The sequence below is a fragment of the Pseudomonas sp. UMAB-40 genome (assembly GCF_900095275.1).
In the GTDB taxonomy this organism is placed as follows: Bacteria; Pseudomonadota; Gammaproteobacteria; order Pseudomonadales; family Pseudomonadaceae; genus Aquipseudomonas; species Aquipseudomonas mandelii_B.
This window is the reverse complement of the sequence record NZ_LT607585.1, coordinates 456-22111: the sequence shown is the minus strand read 5'-3', so window position 1 is coordinate 22111 and position 21656 is coordinate 456. Positions and strand designations below refer to the sequence as shown.

18 protein-coding genes are annotated in these 21656 nt (G+C 59.5%); 10 read left to right on the top strand and 8 right to left on the bottom strand.

What is annotated here, in order from left to right:
* Positions 1-122: 122 nt before the first annotated feature.
* Positions 123-338 carry an AlpA family transcriptional regulator gene (locus K0F88_RS30975; RefSeq protein WP_219097704.1) on the bottom strand — a complete coding sequence of 72 codons (216 nt, stop codon included), beginning with the start codon at positions 336-338 and terminating at the stop codon, positions 123-125.
* 483 nt (positions 339-821) lie between these two features.
* A complete protein-coding gene (locus K0F88_RS30970) occupies positions 822-2189 on the bottom strand; it encodes an integrase (RefSeq protein WP_257605417.1) in 1368 nt (455 codons plus the stop codon).
* A 166-nt stretch (positions 2190-2355) separates the two neighbouring features.
* On the opposite strand from K0F88_RS30970, the gene arfB reads away from it, so the two are divergent.
* Complete coding sequence (arfB, locus tag K0F88_RS30965; RefSeq protein ID WP_219097703.1) at positions 2356-2769, top strand: alternative ribosome rescue aminoacyl-tRNA hydrolase ArfB; 414 nt, start codon at positions 2356-2358, stop codon at positions 2767-2769.
* Here arfB and K0F88_RS30960 read toward each other — a convergent pair.
* The 6 genes from K0F88_RS30960 to phhA all read right to left on the bottom strand — a co-directional run bounded on the left by K0F88_RS30960 (position 2766) and on the right by phhA (position 7195).
* On the bottom strand, positions 2766-3980 hold the full coding sequence (locus K0F88_RS30960; RefSeq protein ID WP_219097702.1) for an MFS transporter: 1215 nt from the start codon (positions 3978-3980) through the stop codon (positions 2766-2768). The two genes, arfB and K0F88_RS30960, sit on opposite strands and share 4 nt — an antisense overlap.
* A gap of 101 nt (positions 3981-4081) precedes the next feature.
* Entirely contained in the window at positions 4082-4267 is a 186-nt protein-coding gene (locus tag K0F88_RS30955) for a hypothetical protein (RefSeq protein ID WP_094468531.1), read from the bottom strand.
* Positions 4268-4343: 76 nt separating this feature from the next.
* Positions 4344-4475, bottom strand: coding sequence for a hypothetical protein (locus K0F88_RS32745; protein WP_010461912.1), 132 nt, complete (start codon positions 4473-4475; stop codon positions 4344-4346).
* Between the two features lie 277 nt (positions 4476-4752).
* The gene (locus tag K0F88_RS30950) at positions 4753-5946 is read right to left on the bottom strand and encodes an amino acid aminotransferase (protein WP_374039765.1); all 1194 of its coding nucleotides are present in this window, start codon (positions 5944-5946) and stop codon (positions 4753-4755) included.
* Positions 5946-6302, bottom strand: coding sequence for a 4a-hydroxytetrahydrobiopterin dehydratase (locus K0F88_RS30945; RefSeq protein ID WP_008030478.1), 357 nt, complete (start codon positions 6300-6302; stop codon positions 5946-5948). Before K0F88_RS30945 ends, K0F88_RS30950 begins: the two co-directional genes overlap by 1 nt.
* Positions 6303-6406: 104 nt before the next feature.
* The gene (phhA, locus tag K0F88_RS30940; protein WP_219097701.1) at positions 6407-7195 is read right to left on the bottom strand and encodes a phenylalanine 4-monooxygenase; all 789 of its coding nucleotides are present in this window, start codon (positions 7193-7195) and stop codon (positions 6407-6409) included.
* A gap of 401 nt (positions 7196-7596) precedes the next feature.
* Here phhA and K0F88_RS30935 point away from each other — a divergent pair, with 401 nt between their 5' ends.
* The 9 genes from K0F88_RS30935 (at position 7597) to K0F88_RS30895 (ending at position 21603) form a co-directional block, all read left to right on the top strand.
* On the top strand, positions 7597-9159 hold the full coding sequence (locus K0F88_RS30935; RefSeq protein WP_109628548.1) for a sigma-54-dependent transcriptional regulator: 1563 nt from the start codon (positions 7597-7599) through the stop codon (positions 9157-9159).
* A gap of 367 nt (positions 9160-9526) precedes the next feature.
* Positions 9527-10267: a flagellar basal body rod protein FlgF gene (locus K0F88_RS30930; protein ID WP_010457018.1), complete on the top strand. Its 741-nt coding sequence runs from the start codon at positions 9527-9529 to the stop codon at positions 10265-10267.
* A gap of 45 nt (positions 10268-10312) precedes the next feature.
* Positions 10313-11098: a flagellar basal-body rod protein FlgG gene (flgG, locus tag K0F88_RS30925; protein WP_219097700.1), complete on the top strand. Its 786-nt coding sequence runs from the start codon at positions 10313-10315 to the stop codon at positions 11096-11098.
* 51 nt (positions 11099-11149) lie between these two features.
* Positions 11150-11845: a flagellar basal body L-ring protein FlgH gene (flgH, locus tag K0F88_RS30920; RefSeq protein ID WP_219097699.1), complete on the top strand. Its 696-nt coding sequence runs from the start codon at positions 11150-11152 to the stop codon at positions 11843-11845.
* Between the two features lie 27 nt (positions 11846-11872).
* Positions 11873-12961: a flagellar basal body P-ring protein FlgI gene (locus tag K0F88_RS30915; RefSeq protein ID WP_219097715.1), complete on the top strand. Its 1089-nt coding sequence runs from the start codon at positions 11873-11875 to the stop codon at positions 12959-12961.
* A gap of 11 nt (positions 12962-12972) precedes the next feature.
* A complete protein-coding gene (gene flgJ, locus K0F88_RS30910; protein WP_219097698.1) occupies positions 12973-14268 on the top strand; it encodes a flagellar assembly peptidoglycan hydrolase FlgJ in 1296 nt (431 codons plus the stop codon).
* Positions 14269-14291: 23 nt separating this feature from the next.
* Positions 14292-16358 (top strand): flagellar hook-associated protein FlgK, encoded by a 2067-nt coding sequence (gene flgK, locus K0F88_RS30905; protein WP_219097697.1) that lies wholly within the window; start codon positions 14292-14294, stop codon positions 16356-16358.
* 13 nt (positions 16359-16371) lie between these two features.
* A complete protein-coding gene (locus K0F88_RS30900) occupies positions 16372-17937 on the top strand; it encodes a flagellar hook-associated protein 3 (RefSeq protein WP_094471204.1) in 1566 nt (521 codons plus the stop codon).
* A gap of 93 nt (positions 17938-18030) precedes the next feature.
* A complete protein-coding gene (locus K0F88_RS30895; RefSeq protein ID WP_219097696.1) occupies positions 18031-21603 on the top strand; it encodes a glycosyltransferase in 3573 nt (1190 codons plus the stop codon).
* Positions 21604-21656 lie beyond the last annotated feature (53 nt).

Here is a 21656-nt window from a genome sequence, read left to right as displayed (position 1 = left end):
ATGCGCCTAACGATGTTCGGGCTGCAAAACCCGGTCGCTGAATTGGCAGCAACAGGCGAACGATAGCCGCGCACGAACGAGTTTGCAACCCTTGGCCGGGTTGGTAGACAAATTGACATGGCTCAACCCTTCTGGCTGGTGAGGAAGGCGTCCACGGCATCAGCATCCCAGCGCCGAATGCGGCCAGCGCGAAGCGGGGCTGGGAAGTTGTCGGCTTTCGACCAGCGCCACCAGGTGGTGCGGCTGATCTGATAGAGGGTACAGAGTTGTTCTGTGGTAGCTCGGATGCCTGCATGCGGCAGGTTTGGGAGTTGGGTGTTGTCGGTGGATGGTGTCATTGTTCGGTTTCTCTAACGACGTACGGAAAAACCGAGAGCGTGAACTGCTCGCGTCGATGGCTGGACGTTGCATAGTCCGCCTCTTGGCAATACAGTTTCACGGCGGGCCAATAGCCCGCAAAGAAGCACCTCAAAAAGCTTCGTCTCTCGGATAGCGTACTGGCTTGTCGCGGCATGCAGGGGACGCTCCAACTTCCCTTTCCGAATAGGCCCCGGTACGGCAAATACCGGGGCTTTTTCTTTTCTGCTATTTGCTGCCTGTGCTGTCCAGCCCAGTGTTTATAGGTGTTCAGAGCGTCACGGTGTAACTCGCCAGTGCCCACATGGTAGCGGGGCATTTCAGTCGTATTCAACTTGTGCACTTCTACGGATAGAGTGTTTTAACTGTTTTTAGCCAGTAAAAAAGTTCCTCGTGGGTACATATTTGACATATATGGGTATATGTTCGGAAATGGCATACATAATTACCGCTCGTCGGATTTCTTATCTGCGAGTTAGTAAAACGACATTGCTGGCAGAGTTCTCTCCCTTCGCTAAAGCGTCCAGGTAGCGCCCCCATTGCTCCAGAGCTGCGCGTTTTTCCGGTAGGTAGCTATAGCGGTCGTAATGTTTGGACTGTACGCCGCTGCGCCCATGTGACAGCAGCCAGGCGCGCACCTCGGTGCTGATGCCCTGGTGGGCCATCAAGGTTTCAGCGCTGACGCGGACGTTACGGTATGTGAAGAGACGAGTTTTGCCAGACGCCGCAAGTTCGCGGCCCGCCTCGCTGAATGCTTTGATGATCGTTGACGTGCTAGCGGTTGACCCTTCTGAGAATGAGAAAGGGCCTGTCCCTATGCGGTGCTCTACCAACGGGGCCAGAATTTCGCTGATTCGCTCTGTAATGGGCAGGAGATGCTCCCATGCCTGTTCTTTGCGTCCCTTAGCATCGAGCAAGCAAATGGTGTCGTCAGTAACAGCCATCCATGGAGTGGCGCAGAGCTGGGTCATTCGCTGCCCGCCGAAGTAGATCAGGGCGTTGGCTATCGCCCTTTTTGGTTCCGGCAGCTTGTCCAGGTAGCGCAGCAGTTCGCCAAGTTCAATGGGCGTTAACGACTCTGTGTTTGCGCGCTTGGCACCCTGGACGGCAGGAACATCCCGGACAGGGTTGGCCTGGATAGCAAAGATTTTGCCGCTGTTGGCCAATCGTTCAGGGGACAGGTGAGCTTTGGTCGCATAGCTGAACGCTGCCTGTAACGACAGACGCAAATTATTGCAGATAGACCGCATAGAGTTCGACGCTCCACCTCCCGCCCGGTTTCCGACTCCTCGGCCCTTCGGTTTGCGTCCCAGCACGCCGGACAAAATAAGCTGGATGTCCTCCGGCTCAATCCGGGCGGCGGGGCGCATTATGAGTTCTAGATGGTAGTCCTTGACGTGGGATTTAAACTGGTTGGCAACTGCTCTATGGCTGACTTTTCCTGCTTTTTCCAAGTGTGCGACGTAGCTGTCCAGAAGGTCGCCAAAGCTCCCGCGCCGTGCTTCCCGTTCGGTTTTTTGGGCCTGTTCTACGTCCGCTGCTGCTTTGAGTTCCACTTGTTGGTTGAGGTACTGCTCAAGACCTCCAGCGGCTATGGATGCAGTCGCGATGCGCAGAGCTGCAAGTCGCATCGTGTCCAGGTCCATTTCATTTGTACCGGAACGCGGTTTCTTGGTCAGGGTGCCCAGCGCTATACGCTTGTCACCGGCATTCGTGCGTTCGCGGTAGTAGCCGTTTATGAATCCAGCCGTTTTGCGTTCGAGTGTGAGGGTGCCTTTGCCACGGGTTCCGATAGGTTCAGATTTCTTGCCCTTGACGTTGTAGGCTTCCATTTCTGTCAGTCGAATTCGCTTGGCCATTTTTCCCGTTTGTTTCCCGTTTTGCCTGAAAAGTCATGTTGTATTGTGAAACACTGAGACAATAGAAGAACGCCTAAAGTCCTAATAATCAAGGGCTTTGTGGATGTTAAGAGATTTTAGGAATCACTATGAGAATGCAATGCTGAGGGTTTCCAACAACGTGCACCTACCGGATGCCGAGATCGAGTTGACGGCCATTCGCGCGCAAGGCGCCGGTGGGCAGAACGTCAACAAGGTCTCCAGCGCGATGCACCTGCGCTTCGACATTCCGGCCTCGTCCTTGCCTGAGTTCTACAAGGAGCGGCTGCTGGCGCTGCGTGACAGTCGCATCACCAGCGAAGGCGTGTTGATCATCAAGGCTCAGCAATACCGTACGCAGGAAGCCAATCGCGCCGATGCGCTGGAGCGGCTGGTCGAGTTGATCCTCAGCGCCACCAAGGTCGAGAAGAAACGCCGCCCGACCAAGCCGACCCTCGGTTCGAAGAAGCGTCGGCTGGAATCCAAGACCAAGCGTGGCAGCATCAAGGCCGGGCGCGGCAAGATCGACTTCTAGCGAGTCTCGCGCTCTTCCCGGTACTTTTCACTCAAGTGCTTCGGCGCCTGCCGGTACAAATAAACGCTCAGCGCCAAACCGCTCAATGCGGCAATGGCGGCAAACAGGAAGATCGAAGCAAAGCCAAATCCGGCAGCAATTGCACCGGCCAGCGGTCCGGTGATCCCCAGCGACAAATCGATGAACAGCGAGTAAGCCCCGACCGCAGCACCGCGACTGGAGGCGGGCACCAGGTTGACCGCTTCCACGCCCAGCGCCGGGAACACCAGCGAGAAGCCGAAACCGCTCAATGCCGCACCGGCCAGTGCCCAATGAGCATCCGGCGCCAGCCACAGCAGCAACAGCCCCAGGGTTTCCACCGACAGGCAGGCAATCGCCACACGAAAGCCGCCGAGGCGGTTGATCAGGTTGCCGAACAGCAGTCGCGCGCCGATGAAGCTGGCGCCGAACAGGCTCAGGCACAGCACCGCGTTGTCCCAGTGTTGCGTGGCGTAATACAGCGTGATGAAGGTGGCGATGGTGCCGAATCCGATCGAGCCCAGGGCCAGGCCGCAACCATGGGGCAGCACCCGTCCCAGCACATGCATGAACGGCAGCCGTTCACCGACCACAATCGGTGCGGCGGTTTTTGGCCAGGCCAGTGCCAGGCCGAGGACGGCCAGCAGCACGATGCTCACGCCCATGCTCCACAAACCCAATTGACTGACCAGCAACACGCCCAGCGGCGCGCCGACTGCCAGTGCGCCGTAACTCGCGATGCCGTTCCAGGAGATGACTTTGGCGGTGTTCGCCGCACCGACCCGGCCGATGCCCCAACCAATCGAGCCCGAACCCACCAGGCTTTCCGCGCTACCCAGCACCAGACGGCCGATCAGCAAGCTGATCAGGCTCAGCATCGGCAGGCTCTGGGTCCAGGCTGAAATCAGCATGAACACGCCGCTCAAACCGCAACCGGCGAGACCGTACATCACTGCGAGTTTGCTGCCCTTGTTGTCGATGATTTTCCCGGCATAAGGGCGGCTGAGCAGGGTGGCCAGGTATTGCACGCTGATCACCAGCCCGGCGATCACGGCGCCGAAGCCGAGTTCGCTGTGGACGTAGCCGGGTAATACGGCGAGGGGGATGCCGATGTTCAGGTAGCCGATGAAGGTAAAGAGAACGATGGAAACGACTTGCAGCGTGACCGCCAGGGGGCGCTGGTTTTCAGACATGGGTAAAGGTCCACGGGAAAGCAGGATAGATAGGCTGCTTATGATAGCGGCGCGAGCGGCCGTGGGGCGTGGAAAAGTAAAACTATTTGCCGGTCGGGGGATTATTCAGGGTTTTGCGGGGCAACCAGTTGCGTCGTGACCAGGGCGGCCAGGGCGTTTTCTTCGGTGCCGAAACGGGCGAGCAACGCGGCTTGTTTCTCGGGAGAGAGACGATTCCAGATCTCGATCATCTTCTCGGCGGTGCCGATCAGGACGCTGGCCTGGGTTTCAGAGAAGTCATCAGTCATGGTGTGGAACTCGGGGTTCAGGCGGTGTGGAAAGCGCATGTTAGCGCTTTCCACACGGTCTGGCATTGCAGGTGTTTCAGTCTTCGCTGTCGGCCTGGCGGCGTTCAGTGGCTTCTTTCGGCTCGGGCTGTTGGGCACCGGCTTGTTGCGTGGTTGTCTGCTCAGTTTCGTGCAGGCTTGGGAAGGGGAGATTAGGGATCTCGTGCATGTTTCGCGCTCCTCGCAAAGTCTGTTGATAGATCTGGTAGATCCGCGCTTTTAAAAAGCTTGGGCAGGATACAGCAGGAGAAATGACAAAAAGACTTTTATATCCATTTGTTTCGACGGATGGAGTTGTCTAGACAGGTCTGGAAGAGGGCAACACAAAGCAAATGTGGGAGCGGGCTTGCTCGCGAAAGCGGTGTGTCAGGCGAAAAAGATATCGACTGACACTCCGTCTTCGCGAGCAAGCCCGCTCCCACAAAGGAAATGTTCAGGGCTTGAGGTTATTTGCAGACTTCGGCGATGGCCTCGGCCAGCAGATCAAGGCGGGTTGCGTCGATCCCGGCCACGTTCGCCCGGCCGGTGCCGACCATGTACACGCTGTGATGATCACGAAGCTGTTTCACTTGCGCCGGCGACAGGCCGGTGTAGGAAAACATCCCGCGTTGCACACCGATATGCGCAAAACGTTCACGCAAACCGTGGGGTTCAAGCGCTTCCACCAAGCCGCTGCGCAGTTGAGCGATGCGCAAACGCATGGCTTCCACTTCGTCGGCCCAGAGGCTTTTCAACTCGGGATCGCCAAGAATCGTCGCGACTACGGCAGCACCATGATCCGGCGGCGTCGACCACAGGTTGCGGGCGATGTTCGCCAGTTGGCTGCGGATATCCACCAGCTTCTCAGCGGTTTTCGCGCAGACAATCAGCGCACCGGTGCGATCGCGATACAGCCCGAAGTTCTTCGAGCAGGAACTGGTGATCAGCACTTCCGGCAACTCGGCAGCGAACAGCCGGGTCGACCACGCATCCTGTTCCAGGCCATCGCCGAAACCCTGGTACGCGAAGTCAATCAGCGGCACCAGGTCGCGGCTGCGCACCACGTCCAGCACGCGGCGCCAATCGTCATGGGACAGATCGAAACCGGTCGGGTTGTGGCAGCAGGCGTGCAGCAACACTACATCGCCCTTCGGGGCTTCCTTGAGGACGGTGAGCATGGCTTCGACGTCGAGGCGGTTGTCGCTGCCGACGTAGGGGTAATGACTGACCTTGACCCCGGCCGCCGCGAAGATGGTTTCGTGGATCGGCCAGGTCGGGTTGCTCAGCCACACGCCACGGCCCGGCAGGCACTGGGCGATGAAGTCGGCGCTCAAGCGCAGCGCGCCGGTGCCACCCGGGGTTTGGGTCGCGCCGGCCCGTTGTTCGGCGATCAGCGGGGAGTCGACACCCAGCACAAGCTCATTGATCGCCTTGCCGAACGCCGGTTCGCCGTGACCGCCGATGTAGGTCTTGGTGGTCTGACGATCCACCAGGCGCTGCTCGGCGAGCTTCACGGACTGGGGAATCGGCGTCAGGCCCTGGGCATCCTTATAGACGCCCACGCCAAGGTCGAATTTGCGCGGGTTTGGGTCCTGCGCATAGGCCTCCATCAGGCCGAGAATCGGGTCGCCGGGAACTCGACCTATGGCGTCGAAATGCATTATTTGCGGCCCTCTGCGTCCTTGGCCACTTCGTCAGTGCGAGCGGCCATGATGAAATCGTTGCGGTGCAGACCCTTGATGGAGTGGCTCCACCAGGTCACGGTGACTTTGCCCCACTCGGTCAGCAGGCCTGGGTGGTGACCTTCGGCCTCGGAGATTTCACCGACTGCGTTGGTGAATGCCAGGGCGTGCTTGAAATTCTTGAACAGGAACACTTTTTCCAGTTGCATCACGCTGTCGCGCACTTCGATGTTCCAGTCCGGGATCTGCTTGATCAGTACCGGCAATTCTTCGTCGCTGACCTGAGGGGCATCGGCGCGGCAGGCTTCGCAATGGGCTTGGTTCAATGTGGACATGATGGGTTCCTGAAATCGAATGATTGGAAATCGGCCGTCAGTTTCACCACGCTATAGCAAAGCGTCGTGTCCTGACAGGCTCACTTGATTCTAAAAGCTGCGGATCACGCGGCTTTTTTGGGTGGAAATTTAGGCGCGTGCAAACCGAGCTGCATGCCTTGCTTGACCATGGCCATGATGTCTTCATGAGCCACATCAAACAGACGCTTGAGGTTCGGCAGAACAAAGTACAGCGGCTGCAGGATGTCGATGCGGTACGGCGTGCGCATGCATTCCAGCGGATCGAAGGCCTGATGCTCAGGTTCATCCGACAGGCAGTAAACGGTTTCTTTCGGCGAGGAGAGGATACCGCCGCCGTAAATGCGCAGGCCTTCTGCTGTATCGACCAGGCCGAACTCGATGGTCATCCAGTACAGACGCGCCAGGTACACGCGCTCTTCCTTGGTCGCCTGTAGGCCGAGTTTGCCGTAGGTGTGAGTAAATTCCGCGAACCAGGGGTTGGTCAGCAGCGGACAGTGGCCAAAGATCTCGTGGAAAATGTCCGGCTCTTGCAGGTAATCCAGCTCTTCGCGGGTGCGAATAAAGGTCGCCACTGGAAACTGCTTGTTGGCCAGCAATTCGAAAAAGGTTTGGAAAGGGATCAGTGCCGGTACCCGGGCCACTTGCCAGCCGGTGGTTTCACCGAGGACTTTGTTGATCTCGCCCAGTTGCGGAATGCGGTCGTGGGGCAGGCCGAGTTTTTCGATACCGTCCAGGTATTCCTGGCACGCACGACCCTCGATCACTTTCAGTTGGCGAGTAATCAGCGTGTTCCACACCGCGTGTTCTTCAGCGGGGTAGTCGATAAAACCTTGCGCATCGGGCTCGCGAGCCACGTACTGCGTCTGCTTCATGCTGCTCTCCTGCAAGGGGATTTCGTTCTTGTTATGTGCTGCTATGGACTTAGAAATACCCCAAGGTGTGCGGCGTTGCAGCAGGTGATCCGATCTCGTCGTAGGAAAATTCGCCAATTATCGTAAAGTATTCGTTACGGATTAGCGCCTGTGGCGCAGCTATTGAGATTTTCGGGTTTGAAATGGCGCACAGGTGTCACATAATCTTGACGACTATCTGGGCGGCTCGGCAAATAAATAGGGCCGAGAGCACTGCGAATATCCTGTGGGAGCGAGCCTGCTCGCGATGAGGGTGTGTCAGGCAAATTAATCTCGCCTGACACACCCTCATCGCGAGCAGGCTCGCTCCCGCAGGTTTCACCTCAGGCATCCAACCCATTCACCGTTTTTCGGGCCTTTATATGCGTATCAAAGTCCACTGCCAGAACCGCATCGGCATCTTGCGCGACATTCTCAACTTGCTGGTCGAGTACGGGATCAACGTCGCTCGCGGCGAGGTCGGCGGTGAGCATGGCAATGCGATTTACCTGCACTGCCCGAACCTGATCAACATTCAGTTCCAGGCGTTGCGTCCGAAATTCGAGTCGATTGCCGGGGTGTTTGGCGTCAAGCGTGTAGGGCTGATGCCCAGCGAGCGTCGGCACATGGAACTCAATGCCTTGCTCGGCGCCCTGGAGTTTCCAGTGTTGTCGATCGACATGGGCGGCTCCATCGTCGCGGCCAACCGTGCGGCGGCGCAGTTGCTGGGGGTGCGGGTCGATGAAGTGCCGGGCATTCCGCTGTCGCGTTATGCCGAGGATTTCGACCTGCCGGAACTGGTGCGCGCCAACAAGTCGCGGATCAACGGTTTGCGGGTCAAGGTCAAGGGCGATGTGTTTCTCGCCGATATCGCACCGCTGCAATCGGAGCATGACGACAGCGAAGCCATGGCCGGTGCGGTGTTGACGCTGCACCGGGCGGATCGGGTCGGCGAGCGCATCTATAACGTGCGCAAGCAGGAGCTGCGCGGGTTCGACAGCATTTTCCAAAGCTCCAAGGTCATGGCGGCAGTGGTGCGCGAGGCTCGACGCATGGCGCCGCTGGATGCGCCACTCTTGATCGAAGGGGAAACCGGCACCGGTAAAGAGTTGTTGGCGCGTGCCTGTCACCTGGCGAGCCCTCGCGGCCAGTCACCTTTGATGGCACTCAACTGCGCCGGCCTGCCGGAATCGATGGCCGAGACCGAGCTGTTCGGTTACGGCCCCGGCGCTTTCGAAGGGGCGCGGGCCGAAGGCAAGCTCGGGCTGCTGGAGCTGACGGCGGGCGGTACGTTGTTTCTCGATGGTGTCGGGGAAATGAGCCCGCGCTTGCAGGTGAAATTGCTGCGCTTCTTGCAGGACGGTTGCTTCCGTCGTGTGGGCAGTGACGAAGAGGTCTATCTGGATGTGCGGGTGATCTGCGCGACGCAGGTGGACTTGTCCGAGTTGTGCGCGCGCGGCGAGTTTCGCCAGGATCTGTATCACCGCTTGAACGTGCTGTCGCTGCACATCCCGCCGCTGCGTGAATGCCTCGACGGTTTGACGCCGCTGGTGGAGCACTTCCTCGATCAGGCCAGCCGGCAGATCGGTTGCCCTTTGCCGAAGCTGGCGCCGGCGGCGATGGAGCGGCTGAGTCATTACCATTGGCCGGGCAATGTCCGGCAGTTGGAGAACGTGTTGTTCCAGGCGGTCTCCCTGTGCGAGGGCGGGACCGTGAAGGCTGAGCACATTCGCTTGCCGGATTACGGCGTGCGTCAGCCGCTTGGCGATTTCTCCCTCGAAGGTGGGCTGGATGCGATTGTCGGGCGCTTTGAGAAAGCGGTACTGGAGCGGTTGTATTCCGAGCACCCGAGCAGTCGGCAGCTGGGCAAGCGGCTGGGGGTTTCCCATACGACCATTGCCAATAAATTGCGCGAGTATGAAGTCGGCAAAGAACCCGGCGCATAAGCACCTGCAATAACTTTATTGTGGCGAGGGAGCTTGCTCCCGCTCGGGTGCGAAGCGGCCGCAAAACCATCCGGTGCGACCTCCCTGTCAGGCCTCGACCAATCTTTTTGGGGCTGCTTCGCAGCCCAGCGGGAGCAAGCTCCCTCGCCACAGGGGAATCTGTTGGCTGCAATGGCCGGCACTTGCCACCAAACGGCATAACACCGCCGGTTTTTCGTCTCCGATACATTTCCCCAATCTCCGCAAAACCCCTCAAGTCCTTTGTTTGCCGGGCCTCGCGCCGTCAGAAAAAAGTTGGTCTGTAAATTGCTTATCGCTCAGCAGTACAGCGGTGGGCGGCAAACGTCCGGCATGCAGAGGAAAGAGCGTGGATAAGTACCTTTATGTGGCAATGACCGGCGCCAGCCAGAATGCACTGGCGCAGAAGGCTCATGCCAACAACCTGGCAAACATCTCCACCAACGGTTTTCAGAAGGACCTGGAACAGGCCCGTTCGATGCCGGTGTTTGGTGACAGCTTTCCGGCGCGTGCGTTTGCCATGACCGAGCGTCCGGCCACCGACTTCTCGCCAGGTTCGCTGGTTGAAACCGGTCGGGACCTCGACGTCGCGGTGCAAGGCAATGGCTGGATCGCCGTGCAGACCCCCGATGGCGCTGAAAGCTACGTGCGCACCGGCAGCCTGAACGTGGACGCCCTGGGCGTGCTGCGTGCCGGCAACGGTATGCCGGTGATGGGCAATGGCGGACCGATCGCCGTGCCGCCCGAGCAGCAAATCGAAGTGGGCGAAGACGGCACCATCAGCATCCGTGCGATGGGCGAAGGCCCGCGCGTGATGGCTGAAGTCGACCGCATCAAACTGGTCAACCCTGACCTCAAGAACATGACCAAAGGCCTGGACGGTTCGATCCACACCAAGGACGGCAAGCCGGCGCAAGCCGATGCAGGCGTCAAACTGGTGTCCGGGTTCCTTGAGTCGAGCAACGTCAATGCCGTGGAAGAGATGACCTCGGTGCTGGCTTTGTCGAAGCAGTTCGAGCTGCACATCAAGATGATGAACACCGCCAAAGACGATGACCAGGCCATGGCTCGGGTCTTGCAGATCAGCTAATTATCAGAACGTCGCGCCGTAAAACAGGCGCACGAGGAGAATCGAATGCTTCCGGCTCTATGGGTTGCCAAAACAGGTCTGTCCGCCCAGGACACCAACCTGACGACCATTTCCAACAACCTGGCGAACGTGTCGACCACGGGTTTCAAACGTGACCGCGCCGAGTTCCAGGACTTGCTCTATCAGATCAAACGCCAGCCAGGCGCCCAGTCGACCCAGGACAGCGAACTGCCGTCGGGTCTGCAAGTGGGTACCGGTGTGCGCATCGTCGGTACTCAGAAAAACTTCACCGCCGGCAGCCTGCAGACCACCGAGCAGCCGCTCGACCTGGCCGTCGACGGTCGCGGTTTCTTCCAGATCCTGCAGCCGGACGGCACCACGTCCTACACCCGTGATGGCACGTTCCACCTTGACTCCAACGGTCAGATCGTCAACGCCAGTGGCTTTGCCCTGGAACCGGCCATCGTCATTCCGAACGACGCGCAGACCTTCACGGTCGGTCGCGACGGCACCGTATCCATCACCGTTCCGGGTAACCCGGCCAATCAGGTGATCGGTAACCTGCAAACCGCCGACTTCATCAATCCGGCCGGTCTGCAAGCTGTGGGTAACAACCTGTTCCTGGAAACCGCTGCCAGCGGCGCGCCGCAAATCGGCACCCCGGGCCTGAACGGTTTCGGTACCACGCTGCAGAACACCCTGGAAACGTCCAACGTCAGCACCGTTGAAGAGATGGTCAACATGATCACCACTCAGCGCGCTTACGAGATGAACTCCAAGGTGATCTCCACCGCCGATCAGATGCTCTCGTTCGTAACGCAGAATCTGTAATCAGTCTATGAGGCGACCATGAGGTCGCCTGCAACACCGTGAGGTAGGGTCATGAATCGCTTTGTATCTGTTCTGGCACTGAGTGGGGTCGTCGTGCTCGCGGGCTGCGTCGCTCCGCCGCCCAAGCCCAATGACCCTTACTACGCCCCGGTGTTGCCGCGCACGCCGTTGCCGGCCGCCGCCAATAACGGCTCGATCTATCAGGCCGGTTTTGAACAGAACCTGTACAGCGACCGCAAGGCGTTCCGGGTCGGTGACATCATCACCATCACCCTGAACGAACGCACCCAGGCCAGCAAGAACGCCAACTCGCAAATAGGCAAGAACAGCAAGACCGACATCGGTCTGAGCTCGTTCTTTGGCGGCGGTCTGAGCACCAGCGATCCAGTGGGCAGCGGTAGCTTGAGTCTGGACGTCGGTTACGAAGGCGACCGTGCGACCAAGGGCGACAGCAAATCCGGGCAGAGCAACAGCCTGACCGGCTCGATCACCGTGACCGTCGCTGACGTGCTGCCCAACGGCATCATCGCTGTGCGCGGCGAGAAGTGGCTGACGCTCAACACTGGCGATGAGCTGGTGCGGATTGCCGGCATGGTGCGCTCCGATGACATCGCCACTGACAACACCGTGTCGTCGACCCGTGTCGCCGATGCACGCATCACCTACTCGGGCACCGGTGCGTTCGCCGATGCGAGTCAGCCAGGCTGGTTCGACCGTTTCTTCCTCAGCCCGCTGTTCCCTTTCTAGGTGGCTACGTTGAATCTTAAACACCTGATGGTGGCCGCCCTGATGCTCTCGGCTGCGTTCAACGCGCAAGCCGAGCGGCTGAAGGATATCGCCAGTATTTCCGGCGTTCGTTCCAACCAATTGATCGGCTACGGCCTGGTGGTCGGGCTTAACGGCACCGGCGACCAGACGACGCAAACCCCGTTCACCCTGCAGACCTTCAACAACATGCTCTCGCAGTTCGGCATCAAGGTGCCGCCGGGTTCGGGCAACGTGCAGTTGAAGAACGTCGCCGCCGTGTCGATCAGTGCTGATCTACCGGCGTTTGCCAAACCGGGTCAACAGGTCGACATCACCGTTGCGTCTATCGGTAACTCCAAGAGCCTGCGCGGCGGCACCTTGCTGCTGACGCCACTCAAAGGTATCGACGGCAACGTCTATGCGATCGCCCAGGGCAACCTGGTGGTCGGCGGTTTTGATGCCGAAGGCCGCGACGGTTCGAAGATCACCGTCAACGTTCCGTCGGCCGGTCGTATCCCCGGCGGTGCTTCGGTGGAGCGTTCGGTGCCGAGCGGTTTCAACCAGGGCAACAGCCTGACTTTGAACCTCAACCGTTCGGATTTCACCACCGCCAAGCGCATCGTTGACAAGATCAACGACATGCTCGGCCCTGGCGTGGCCCAGGCCATCGATGGCGGTTCGATTCGGGTCAGCGCGCCGCTCGATCCAAGTCAGCGCGTCGACTATTTGTCGATCCTTGAGAACCTTGAAGTCGACCCGGGTCAGGCGGTGGCGAAAGTCATCATCAACTCGCGCACCGGCACCATCGTGATCGGCCAGAACGTCAAGGTTTCACCCGCTGCCGTCACTCACGGCAGCCTGACGGTGACCATTACCGAAGACCCGATTGTCAGTCAGCCCGGCCCTCTGTCCAATGGTCAGACCGCCGTCGTGCCACGCTCGCGGGTCAATGCTCAGCAAGAAGCCAAGCCGATGTTCAAGTTCGGCCCGGGCACCACCCTCGACGAAATCGTGCGTGCGGTGAACCAGGTCGGCGCGGCACCGGGTGACTTGATGGCGATCCTCGAAGCACTGAAGCAGGCCGGCGCGTTGCAAGCCGACCTGATCGTGATCTGAGGACAGCAACCATGGATATGCGCAAGGGCGGTCTGGGTGTCAGCAGCAACGATTCGGGGTCCTATTCGGACTTGAATCGTTTGAACCAGCTCAAGGTCGGCGACAAGGACAGTGACGCGAACATGCGCAAGGTGGCGCAGGAATTCGAGTCGCTGTTCCTCGGTGAAATGCTCAAGTCCATGCGCTCGGCCACCGAAGCGCTGGGCAAGGACAACCCGCTCAATACCCCGGCGGCCAAGCAATACCAAGAAATGTACGACCAGCAGTTGGCCGTTTCCATGTCCCGCGAGGGCGGCGGTATTGGTCTGGCAGACGTGCTGATGCGGCAGATGTCGAAGAACAAACCGCTGGCGCCGGGCGAGGCTGCGGCCTTGTCCGCCGCCAAGCAGGAAGCGGCGAAAGCGGCTGTGCCAACACCAATTGCTGCGGGCACTGTGGCCACTGACGGTCCGCTGTCGCGGCTCAATGGTCAGCGTCCGTTGTGGGCCTCGCGCTCGGTGAAAGCACCGACAGGCGAGGGCACGCATCACAATGACATGGAGCTGATCAATCAGCGCCGCCTGGCCTTGCCGCCGAAACTGGCCGATCGCTTGCTTGCCGGTCTGGTGCCTTCGGCAACGACTGCCGCTACAACCCCGAACAAAACCTTGCTGCCTGAACGCGCCGCGACGCCGGTTGTGACAGGTGCCGGCCCGCTGTTCAATGGCGACTGGCTGCCCTCGCCAACCGATAACAAATCGAGCGGACGCTTGCAGGTTTACGGCCGTGCGATGGCGCAGATTCCGCTGGCGCCACCGAAGAAAGCCTTCAGCTCCGCCGACGAATTCGTCAACACCATGCTGCCGATGGCCAAGGAAGCCGCTGACCGTATCGGCGTCGATCCGCGTTACCTGGTGGCCCAGGCTGCCCTCGAAACCGGCTGGGGTAAATCGGTCATGCGAGCCCAGGATGGCAGCAGCAGTCACAACCTGTTCGGCATCAAGGCCAGTAGCAGTTGGAAGGGTGAATCGGCGCGAGCGATCACCAGCGAATTCAGGAATGGCGAGATGGTCAAGGAGACGGCTGAGTTCCGCTCCTACGATTCGTACAAAGACAGCTTCCATGACCTGGTGACTTTGCTGCAAACCAATAATCGCTATCAAGATGTTCTGAAGTCTGCCGATAACCCAGAACAGTTTGTACGCGAGCTGCAGAAAGCCGGGTATGCAACAGACCCGGCCTACGCAAGCAAGATTTCGCAGATAGCCAAGCAGATGACGAGTTACCAAAACTACGCTGCGGCGGGCGCTTCCACTACGCCTCTATAGGCACAAGGCATAAGGTCTGAACCATGAGTTTGCTCAATATCGGGATGTCGGGTCTGGCCGCTGGCCAATCCTCGTTGATGACTACCGGCAATAACATTGCCAACGCCGACACCGCCGGTTACTCGCGCCAGCAAACCGTGCAGGGCACCAAAGCCTCGAATCAGTTCGGTAATGTCTACATCGGCACCGGTACGACCTTGGCCGATGTGCGCCGCGTCTACAACAGCTACCTTGATGCGCAATTGCAGACCACCACATCGCTCAACAGCGATGCGGCCGCCTATGCCGGGCAGGTCAGCCCGCTCGACGCCTTGCTCTCGGACAGCGGCACTGGCCTCAATGGCGCCCTGACCAAGTTCTTCGCCTCGGTGCAGAACGTCAACGCCAAGCCGGGTGACGACGCGTCGCGTCAACTGCTGCTCAGCGATGCCCAGGCCTTGAGCAATCGTTTCAACTCAGTGTCCAGCCAGTTGACCCAGCAGAACGCAAGCATCAACGGCAACCTGACGAACATGGCCGATCAGGTCAACAAACTCGCCGCCACCGTGGCGCAGTTGAACCAGAAAATTTCCGAGGTTTCCAAGTCCGGCGGCATGCCGAACGAACTGCTCGATGCGCGTAACGAAACCGTGCGTCAGCTCTCCACCTTCACCGGTGCGCAGGTCATCGAGCGCGACGGTAACCTCGACATTTACCTGGGCAGCGGTCAGCCGCTGGTCATGGGCGGCACCGCCAGCACCCTGTCCGTGGTGCCGAGCCCGAACGATCCTTCGCGCATGGGCATTCAGCTCGATCGCAACGGCAGTACCATCGACATCACCTCGGTGATGACCGGTGGTGAAATGGGTGGCCTGCTGCGTTATCGCAACACCGTGCTGGACCCGGCGATGAACGAACTGGGCCGCGTGGCCCTGGTTGTCGCCGATCAGATGAACAGCCTCCAGGCCCAGGGCATCGACAAGAACGGTGCGTTCGGCTCGAACCTGTTCAACAGCATCAACAGTGCCGCGCAGATGGCCCAGCGCAGCGTTGCTACGGTCGGCAACAGCGTCGGCTCGGGTAACTTCGATGTGAGCATCGAAGACAGCGGCAAGCTGACCATCAACGATTACAAGGTCACCTTCACCAGCGGCACCAACTACACCGTGCAGCGTTTGCCGGAGGGCACGTCCATGGGCGCTTTCAGCACCCTGACCACGCCGCCGCCAGTGATCGATGGTTTCTCGTTGACGCTTTCCGGCGGCACCGCCGCGGCTGGCGACACGTTCAAGATCACTCCGACCCGCAACGCGGCGGCGAACATCAAGACCGAGATGACCGACAGCAAGCGCCTGGCCATCGCGGCACCGTTGAGCGCGGCTATTGTGCCGGGCGGCAGCGGCACCTTGACGATTCCGGCCAGCGGTCAACCGACCCTGACCACTAAGTTTGATATTTACGATGCCGCCACCACCACGGTAATCCAGAACGGCATCAAGACTTCGATGCCAGTCAAGGTGGTGTTCGGTGCGACCAGTGCCGGTGGCACCAGCCAGACTTACCAATTGCTGGATGCCAAGGGCGTCATGATCAGCAGTGGCACTATCAAACCAAACCAGAACAACACCTTGAGCCTGAGTGTGCCGCTAAATGATGCGTTGGGTGCGCCGATCATGGATCCGGGCCCGCCCGCCGTGCAGCGTACCGCGACCTTCGACATGACCGTGGCTGGTTCGCCCGGCACTGGCAGCGCGATCGACATCAACGTTGCGCAGCCAGGTACCATGGACAACCGTAACGGCACCGCCCTGGCCGGCTTGCAAACCAAGCAGGTCGTGGACACCGGGAGCGCCAGCAAAGGCATTTCCCTGACCGATGCCTACGGCAAACTGGTTGAGGGTGTGGGCGCCAAAGCTGCTCAGGGCAAGCTCGACAGTGCCGCAACCGGCGCCATCCTGGCCAACGCCAAAGGTGCTCGCGACTCGTTGTCAGGTGTTGACCTCGATGAGGAAACCGGCAACCTGGTCAAATATCAGCAGTACTACACCGCCTCTTCGCAGATCATCAAGGCTGCGCAGGAAATCTTCAGCACATTGATCAACAGTCTTTAAGGAGTCGTAGCCCATGCGCATTTCTACCGCCCAGTTTTACGAGTCCTCTGCTGCGAACTACCAGAAGAACTTCGCCAACGTGGTCAAAAGCAGCGAAGAGGCCAGCAGCCTGGTTCGCGTCAACACCGCCGCCGATGATCCGGTCGGTGCCTCGCGCCTGCTGCAATTGGGCCAACAGGCTTCGATGCTCGATCAGTACAAAGCCAACACCAACACCCTCAAGGCGACCCTGGGTCAGACCGAGTCGGTGATGACCAGCATTACCAACGTACTGCAGCGCGCCCAGGAACTGGCGGTCGGTGCCGGCAACGCCGGTTACACCGACGCCGACCGTCAGGCCAACGCTGCGGAGCTGGGGCAGATCGAAGAGCAGCTGTTGAGCCTGATGAACAGCCAGGACGAGAACGGCAAGTACATCTTCGCCGGTTCCAAGGGCGATACCGTGCCGTTCACGCGCAACGCCGATGGCACCTACAGCTATAACGGTGACCAGGTGACCCTCGATCTGGCGGTCGGCGACACCATGTCGATGGCGACCAACAGCACCGGTTGGGCCGTATTCCAGCAGGCCATCAACACCAGTCGCAGCCAGGTCACCATGACCGCGCCGGCTGTGGATGATGGTCGGGTGGTCCTGTCCAATGGTCAGGTGTCGTCGAGCGTGACCTACAACAGCAAGTTCCGTGCAGGCGAGCCGTACACCATCGATTTCGTCAGCGGCACTCAGTTGAAAATCACCGATTCGGGCGGTAACGACGTGACCGCCGAAGCCAGCCAGGGCGGCGTTTTCAACCCGGCCACCAAAGCTGGCCAGAACGTGTCGTTCCGCGGTGTCGAACTGAGCCTGAACATCAATCTGGCGGCCGGCGATACCGCCGCCACCGTGCTGCCGGGCCACAGCTTTACCCTGGCGGCCAAGCCTGACACCTTTACGGCGACCCGCGGTCCGGGCAACCCGACGGCAACTCAAGTCACCGGCAGCAGCATCACCAATCCGGCGGCTTACCACGCCAGTTTCCCGACCGGTTCGGCGGTGATGAAATTCACCAGTGCCACCGCATTCGATTTGTACGCAGCACCGCTGACGGCCGATAGCAAGCCGGTGTCTTCCGGCACCGTGGTGGCTGGCGTTGCGACCGCTTCGGGCGTGAGCTTCAACCTGGCAGGTACACCGGCGGCAGGCGATCAGTTCAGCGTGGCTGTCAACACTCACGAAACCCAGAACATCCTGGACACCGTGAGCCAGCTGAAAACCGCGCTGAATACGCCAACCAATAACGACCCGATCCTGACCCAGAAGCTGCAAGCTTCACTGGCCTCGGGCCTCGGCAACCTGGCGAGTGGCAGCGATCAGTTGTCCAGTGCGCTGAGTTCGGTGGGTGGCCGCGGTTCAGCCCTGGATACCCAGAGTGACACCAACCAGAGCCTGGTCCTGGCCAACAGCCAGACTCAGTCGGCGATCCGCGATTCTGATCCGGCTACAGTGTTGACCCGTCTGACCTTGCAGCAAACCATGTTGCAAGCGTCGCAACTGGCTTTCAGCAAGATTGCTCAGCTGGGCTTGTTCAACAAGGTCTGAGACTGTGTCTGTCGAGCTACCAACCGTCTTTTCCTAAGCGGTTTCGCAGCCTCTGCCTGAAAGGGCAGAGGCTCGCCGCTCGAGAGTTTCGCCGTGAATCAATACCCTCTAGTCAGTATCGTCATCCCCGCCTTCAACCCACGCTTCTTCCGCCAGGCGCTGGAAAGTTCGCTCGCTCAAACCTATGAGAACGTCGAGATCGTCATCTGTGACGATTCATCCACCGACGAGATTCGCGACATCGTCCAGTCGTTTGCCGACCCTGTGCGCCCCGTTCGTTATTTGCGTAACCCGAAGCGCCTGGGTCTGCAAAAAAATGTGCTGCGCTGTGTCAAAGAAGCCAGGGGCACGCTCATCAAAGTGCTGTGCGACGACGATCGCCTGTTTGCGCCGAGCATCGAATTGCAGGCCCGGGCGCTGATCGATTATCCCGAGGTCACGCTGGTTTGCGGCCTGCGCATGTTCAGCGATGCCGGGAACTTCATTCTGCCGCCACGACTCGATAACTGCCTTTTCTCGCCTGGCGATGCATTGCTCAAAGGCGATGATATGTTGGCTATTTTCGAGGGTACGCCAAAGAATTTCATCGGCAACCTCAGCTCGACCCTGATGCGCCGAGCCGATGTGCTGGAGCTGTTGCCTGCACTGGTTCAGGAAGATTGCGGCTTTGTCGCGATGCTCGATTTCGCTTTATTTGTGTGCCTGCTGCGACGCGGCAACATGGCGGTACTGAATACGGTGCTGAGCACCGAACGTCTGTACCCGGAACGTCTGAGCAAAACACCGGAAATGGTCCGCGCCGCCGCGCAGGAGCTGCAATGGTTGACTCAGATGCTCACCACGCGAGGGGGGGAGTCGGCACCGGCCTCGGGTTGGGTGCGTACAGTTGATTTGAACAAGGCGGCTGATGAGCCTCGTCAGTGGGAAGAATTATGCGTGGTGCGCGTACTGGGCGGCCGCAACACCGTGGTCAACGGTCGAGTCGGTGGGCAAAGCGACAGCTATGCCGATTTCTACCGAGAGTGGCTGGCGAGTCGTCATTTCACTTCGGCGGAAACGCGGCACATGCCGGAAACGATCAGCCGCTGGGCCGTGCGTCCGAACCTGGTGCCGATCATCATCGACACCGAGTCTGACAGCGTCGCCCTGAACGCCACGCTGGCCAGCCTCGGCACTCAACTGTACGCACCGCAAGCGGTGGTGGTGCTGTCGAACGCTGTCTGCGATGGTGCTGATAACGTGCTGCAGTTGCCGCTTGAGGACAACTGGTCGCACCAGCTCAATGCCATAGTGCCGCAGCTGGAAGGCGCGCATTGGTTCTATTTGCTGCGCGCGGGTGACACGTTGCGTGAGTCGTCGCTGCTGGTGCTGGCGGAGCGCATTGCTGGTACGCCCGGCATGCTCTGCGCTTACAGCGATGAGGGTGCGCTGGTGGAGGGTGAATCCGCCGAGCCGGTGTTCAAGCCAGGCTTCAATCTCGACCTCATGCGTTCCTATCCTTACGTCGGGCGCACCCTGGCGTTCGAACGCGAGCGCTTTTTGGCGATGGGCGGTTTCGATTCGGTTCACGGCGAATTGGCCCCGCACGATTTGCTTTGGCGTCTGGCAGAAGAGGCCGGGTTGTACACCATTGAGCACATTGCCGAGATTCAAGTGGAGTCGACACAGACTTTCGCCGATTGGCTGTCGTTGCCTGAAGTGATCGAGGGCAGTGAGGCGCTGGTCAGCGCGCACCTGACGCGTATCGGTATTGAACACCGGATTCGCGACTGCGAGTTGCCGCTGCTCAAACGCATCGATTACCTGCACGCTCATCGGCCAGTGGTCTCGATCATCATTGCGGCGGGCACATCGCTGGCCGCCTTGCAGCGCTGCACCGAAAGCCTGATCGAACAGACCTCGTACACCGAATACGAAATCCTGATTGTGGATGAAGGGCGCGGCGATGCGGCGATGGCCGAGTGGCTGGGCGCGATGTCTCAGCTGGGCGCGGCCATGCTGCGAGTGCTGAATTTTGACGGGCGTACCGGCGAGGCGGCCATCGTCAACTTCGCCGCCAGCCATGCGCGTGGCGAGTACTTGTTGACGCTCAGCCCGCGCAGCGTGATCTGCGCTGGCGACTGGCTCGCCGAAATGCTCAATCACGCTCAACGTCCGGAAGTCGGCGTAGTGGGGGCGCGCCTGCTGAGTGCCAATGGTGCGATTGTCTCTGCCGGTTTGATTCTGGGGCTGGCCGGACCTGCCAGTTCGCCGTTTCTCGGCGAGCATGCCAGTGCTCGCGGCTACATGCAGCGTCTGCAAGTGGTGCAGAACTGGAGCGCTGTCAGCAGTGATTGCTTGATGGTGCGCAAAGAAGTGTTCGACAGCCTGGGTCAGTTGGATGACGCCGAGTTCAGTCTGGAGCTCGGCGCTGCTGATCTGTGCCTCAAGGCGGATAAAAACGGTTATCTGATCGTCTGGACGCCTTTCGCAAGCGTGGTGATGGGGGAAAACACATCATTGGCAACGTCTCAGGACAATGTGCCGGCGCAGATGCTTGAGCAGGAAAATTTCTACAAAAAGTGGTTGCCGAAAATATCCCGTGATCCAGCCTACAATCCGGCGCTGACGCTCGGGGTGTCGAGCTTCAGTCTGGAGCCTTCGCTGCGCAACAACTGGAACCCGTTCTGCCATCGCGACCTGCCGTTGATTCTCGGGTTGCCGGTCAACGAGTCGGCGATCGGGCATTACCGTGTGACTGCGCCTTTGGCTGAGCTTGAGGCGGCCGGGCGGATCATTTCGCGTGTGGCCTACGAGTCGCCGTCGAGCGTGGAAATCGAGCGCTTGTCGCCTGACACCATTGTCTTGCAGGGACGCTACGGCGAAGGCTCGGCGGCCGACATTCTGCGTATGAAGAAGTACTCCAATGCCCTGCGGATTTTCGAGCTGGACGACTACATCGTCAGCACGCCGAAAAAGAACAGCCACGCCCGCAACAAGCCGACTAACACCGAGCAGTTGTTGCGTGAGGGCATTGCCCAGTGTGACCGCGTGGTGGTGACCACTCAGGCGCTGGCCGATGTGTTGTCGAGCATGCACAGCGAGATTCGGGTGGTGCCCAACATGCTGCCGCCAGAGCCGTGGTTGACGCTGAGCAGTCAGCGCCGTACCTCGAAGAAGCCACGGGTTGGCTGGGGCGGTGGCACGAGCCACACCGGCGACCTGGAAATCATTGCTGATGTGGTTCGCGAACTGGCCAATGAGGTGGATTGGGTCTTCTTCGGCATGTGCCCGGACGCCTTGCGCCCTTACGTTCATGAGTTCTATGGCACCATCGATTTGCAGAGTTACCCGTACAAACTGGCGAGCCTGAACCTTGATTTGGCGTTGGCGCCGTTGGAGTTTCATATCTTCAACGACTGTAAAAGCAATCTGCGGTTGCTGGAGTATGGCGCGTGCGGTTATCCGGTGATTTGCACTGATACCCGGGCTTATGACGGGTTCCTGCCGTGTACCAAGGTGTTGAGTAACAGCACTGAGGAGTGGTTGCAGGCGATTCGTATGCATCTGGCTGATCCGGATGCCAGCTATCGCATGGGAGATCAGTTGCGGGAGGCGGTGCATCGGGACTTTATGTTGCGGGGGGATAATCTGCAGCATTGGCTTTGGGGGTGGTTGCCGGACTGATTGTTCGTTCGTTCGTTCGTTCGTTCGGTGTACATATCCGTTCCTGCGGTAAC

What these genes read in the sequence shown, in the direction of transcription:
- arfB (WP_219097703.1), top strand. Translation starts at nt 2,356, where the DNA reads ATGCTGAGGGTTTCCAACAACGTGCACCTACCGGATGCCGAGATCGAG.
- flgJ (WP_219097698.1), top strand. Translation starts at nt 12,973, where the DNA reads ATGGATATGCGCAAGGGCGGTCTGGGTGTCAGCAGCAACGATTCGGGG.
- K0F88_RS30915 (WP_219097715.1), top strand. Translation starts at nt 11,873, where the DNA reads ATGGTGGCCGCCCTGATGCTCTCGGCTGCGTTCAACGCGCAAGCCGAG.
- flgG (WP_219097700.1), top strand. Translation starts at nt 10,313, where the DNA reads ATGCTTCCGGCTCTATGGGTTGCCAAAACAGGTCTGTCCGCCCAGGAC.
- phhA (WP_219097701.1), bottom strand. Translation starts at nt 7,195, where the DNA reads ATGAAGCAGACGCAGTACGTGGCTCGCGAGCCCGATGCGCAAGGTTTT.
- K0F88_RS30970 (WP_257605417.1), bottom strand. Translation starts at nt 2,189, where the DNA reads ATGGAAGCCTACAACGTCAAGGGCAAGAAATCTGAACCTATCGGAACC.
- K0F88_RS30975 (WP_219097704.1), bottom strand. Translation starts at nt 338, where the DNA reads ATGACACCATCCACCGACAACACCCAACTCCCAAACCTGCCGCATGCA.
- K0F88_RS30945 (WP_008030478.1), bottom strand. Translation starts at nt 6,302, where the DNA reads ATGTCCACATTGAACCAAGCCCATTGCGAAGCCTGCCGCGCCGATGCC.
- flgK (WP_219097697.1), top strand. Translation starts at nt 14,292, where the DNA reads ATGAGTTTGCTCAATATCGGGATGTCGGGTCTGGCCGCTGGCCAATCC.
- K0F88_RS30900 (WP_094471204.1), top strand. Translation starts at nt 16,372, where the DNA reads ATGCGCATTTCTACCGCCCAGTTTTACGAGTCCTCTGCTGCGAACTAC.
- K0F88_RS30955 (WP_094468531.1), bottom strand. Translation starts at nt 4,267, where the DNA reads ATGACTGATGACTTCTCTGAAACCCAGGCCAGCGTCCTGATCGGCACC.
- K0F88_RS30960 (WP_219097702.1), bottom strand. Translation starts at nt 3,980, where the DNA reads ATGTCTGAAAACCAGCGCCCCCTGGCGGTCACGCTGCAAGTCGTTTCC.
- K0F88_RS30950 (WP_374039765.1), bottom strand. Translation starts at nt 5,946, where the DNA reads ATGCATTTCGACGCCATAGGTCGAGTTCCCGGCGACCCGATTCTCGGC.
- K0F88_RS32745 (WP_010461912.1), bottom strand. Translation starts at nt 4,475, where the DNA reads ATGCACGAGATCCCTAATCTCCCCTTCCCAAGCCTGCACGAAACTGAG.
- flgH (WP_219097699.1), top strand. Translation starts at nt 11,150, where the DNA reads ATGAATCGCTTTGTATCTGTTCTGGCACTGAGTGGGGTCGTCGTGCTC.
- K0F88_RS30935 (WP_109628548.1), top strand. Translation starts at nt 7,597, where the DNA reads ATGCGTATCAAAGTCCACTGCCAGAACCGCATCGGCATCTTGCGCGAC.